The 1,867-nt window shown below is 73.8% G+C and carries 2 protein-coding genes; one reads left to right on the forward strand and one right to left on the reverse strand.

Annotated features, from left to right (window positions below; genetic code table 11):
* The coding region (locus tag HMPREF0731_RS14510; protein WP_007004911.1) for an O-antigen ligase family protein at positions 1 to 1,340 on the forward strand (1,340 nt) is incomplete at its 5' end.
* On the opposite strand, the gene HMPREF0731_RS14515 is transcribed toward HMPREF0731_RS14510, so the two are convergent.
* Positions 1,306 to 1,794 carry a CreA family protein gene (locus HMPREF0731_RS14515; protein ID WP_007004912.1) on the reverse strand — a complete coding sequence of 163 codons (489 nt, stop codon included), beginning with the start codon at positions 1,792 to 1,794 and terminating at the stop codon, positions 1,306 to 1,308. The genes HMPREF0731_RS14510 and HMPREF0731_RS14515 overlap by 35 nt on opposite strands.
* Between the last annotated feature and the right edge of the window lie 73 nt (positions 1,795 to 1,867).

A 1,867-nucleotide genomic window follows, 5' to 3' on the forward strand; every position in this document is an offset into this window, starting at 1 on the left:
CGGCCCTGGCGCCGCCGCCCGCCGGCTTCCGCGCCCCGGCCTGGCTGCTGCCGCTGCAACTGGTGCTCGCCGCCATCGGGGTGGTGCTCTACAGCGGCGCCAAGTTCCAGCTCAGCGGCGGCGCGCCGGAGGCCGAGCAGCTCGGCGCCGCCGACCCGCTGAACACGCTGATGCAGCTGGTCCTGCTGGGCGGCGGCGGGCTGGCCGTGCTGCTGCACGCGCGGCGCGCGCTGGGGCTGGCCCTGCGGCTCTGGCCCTTCCTGCTGATCGTGGCGATGATCGCCGCCTCCACCCTCTGGTCGCAATCGCCCGGGCACACGCTGCGCCGCTCGGTCAGCGTGGTGGTGCTGCTGCTCTTCGTGCTCTCCACCCTCGCCGGGCCCGGCATCCTGCGCTTCATGCGCATCACGCTGGGCGTCACCCTGGTTCTGGTGCTGCTCAGCCTGGCCGAGGCGGCGCTGCGCCCCGCCATCGGCTACGACACCGGCGACTACGCCAACGCCATCCGCGGCGTCTTCCCGCAGAAGAACGTCTTCGGCATGGCGCTGCTCTGCGGCGTGCTGGCGCTGTCCTATCTGGTGCTGGAGCGCGGCCGGCTGCGCTGGGGCGATGGCGCGATCCTGCTGGTGCTGCTGGTGATGCTGGTGCTGGCGCGCTCCACCACCTCGCTGCTGCTGGCGCTGCTCTGCGCCGGGGCGACGGTGGCCTTCCTCTGGCTCGACCGCGGCGGCGCCTGGGCGGCCGCCATCCTGCTTGGCCTGGTGACGGGGGGCAGCGCGGCGCTGCTGCTGTTCGCCGCGCTGGGCACCGAGGGGCTGTTCGAGCTGATCGGCAAGGATGCCTCGCTCACCGGCCGCACCTTCATCTGGGAGGAGGTGTGGAACCTGATCAACCAGCGGCCGCTGCTGGGCACCGGCTATGCCGCCTTCTGGATCGCCGACTCGCCCGGCGTGCTGGCGATCCAGGAGCGGGTGCAGTGGGCGGTGCCCAGCGCCCATAGCGGCTATCTGGAGGTGCTGCTGCAGCTCGGCTGGGTCGGCGCCGCGCTGGTCGCGCTGCTGGCGGCGGTGACGCTGCTCTGGGCGCTGCTGGCGCTGGCGCGCGGCCCGCGCCGCCACGCGATGTGGACGCTGATGCTGGCCGGCGTGCTGCTGATCCTGAACCAGAGCGAGAGCGCGCTGCTGAACCCCGACCTGCCGATGATCTTCTGGCTGATGCTGCTGGTGGTGCTGCAGCAGGCGCCGCCGCGCGCCGCCGAACCGCCCGCCTGGCGGCGGCTCGGCTATGTCGCGGGCGGCGGCGGGCTCAGCGCGGCGGCGTCTCCAGCGGCACGGCGGTGACGCTGTTGTAGGGCGAGCCGTCGACGATCTTGGTGCTGGTCACGAGATAGACCAGCACGTTCTTCTCGCGGTCGTGCATGCGCGTCACCGTCAGCGACTTGAACAGCGCCGAGGCGGATTGGCGGAACACCGATTCGCTCTGCGGCAGCCCCTGCGGCAGCGTCACCGCGCCGGTGGCGCGGCAGGCGATGCTGAAGCGCGACGGGTCCTCGGCCAGCCCGACCCAGCCGGACAGCCCGCCCGTGTCGGCGCGCGAGACATAGCAGGAGACATTGGGCACGCGCGGGTCGTCATAGCGCTCGACCACCACCTTGTCGTTGGGGCCGACCAGGCGGAAGGTCGTGCTGACCTCGCCGACGCGGCTCTGCGCCGTGGCGTCGCCGGCCAGGGCGAGGGCGAGGGGCAGCGCCGCCAGCAGCGGCAGCGCGGGCGGGACGGGGCGGCGGCGGGGCATGGCGGCATCTCCTGGGGTGGGCCGGGTCGGCCGGCGCCGCCCCTGTGTCCCCCCGGCGCCCACCCCGCCGCAA

Origin of the sequence: Pseudoroseomonas cervicalis ATCC 49957 (assembly GCF_000164635.1) — a bacterium.
Lineage (GTDB): Bacteria > Pseudomonadota > Alphaproteobacteria > Acetobacterales > Acetobacteraceae > Pseudoroseomonas > Pseudoroseomonas cervicalis.

Excerpts from the sequence above, each read along its gene's own strand:
- HMPREF0731_RS14515 (WP_007004912.1), bottom strand. The coding sequence starts at position 1,794 with ATGCCCCGCCGCCGCCCCGTCCCGCCCGCGCTGCCGCTGCTGGCGGCG.